The organism is Bradyrhizobium sp. NBAIM08, from assembly GCF_020193935.1.
Classification (GTDB): domain Bacteria; phylum Pseudomonadota; class Alphaproteobacteria; order Rhizobiales; family Xanthobacteraceae; genus Bradyrhizobium; species Bradyrhizobium yuanmingense.
Genome location: NZ_JADYVR010000524.1, coordinates 1 through 432, shown reverse-complemented (window position 1 = coordinate 432; position 432 = coordinate 1). Strand labels below are relative to the sequence as shown.

Annotated in this window: 1 protein-coding gene; it reads left to right on the top strand. The window is 65.3% G+C overall.

What is annotated here, in order from left to right:
• Positions 1-8: 8 nt before the first annotated feature.
• The coding region (locus I6F37_RS40765) for a triose-phosphate isomerase (protein ID WP_225154485.1) at positions 9-432 on the top strand (424 nt) is incomplete at its 3' end.

The window sequence follows — 432 nt, the reverse complement described above, 5'->3', positions numbered from 1 at the left end:
ACAAGAAGATGCATGCGGCGCTGACCGCCGGCCTGGTGCCGATCGTCTGCATCGGCGAGACGCTGGCCGAGCGCGATCGCAACGAGACCATGGCGGTGCTGGATCGGCAGATCAAAGAAAGCCTCGATCGGGTAACCGGCGAACAGTTGTCAGGGATGGTGCTCGCCTACGAGCCGGTGTGGGCGATCGGCACCGGCCGTAATGCGACGCCCGCGCAGGCCGGAGAAGCGCACTTCCATATTCGATCGCGGCTGAAGCAGTGGTTCGGACTCGATGCGTCCGAGCGGTGCCGCGTGTTGTACGGCGGCAGCGTCAAGCCCGACAACATCGCCAAGTTGATCGCCGAGCCCGACGTCGATGGCGCGCTGGTCGGCGGCGCCAGCCTCGATCCGAAGTCGTTCTTCGCGATCATCCAGGGCTGCAGCGCAAAGC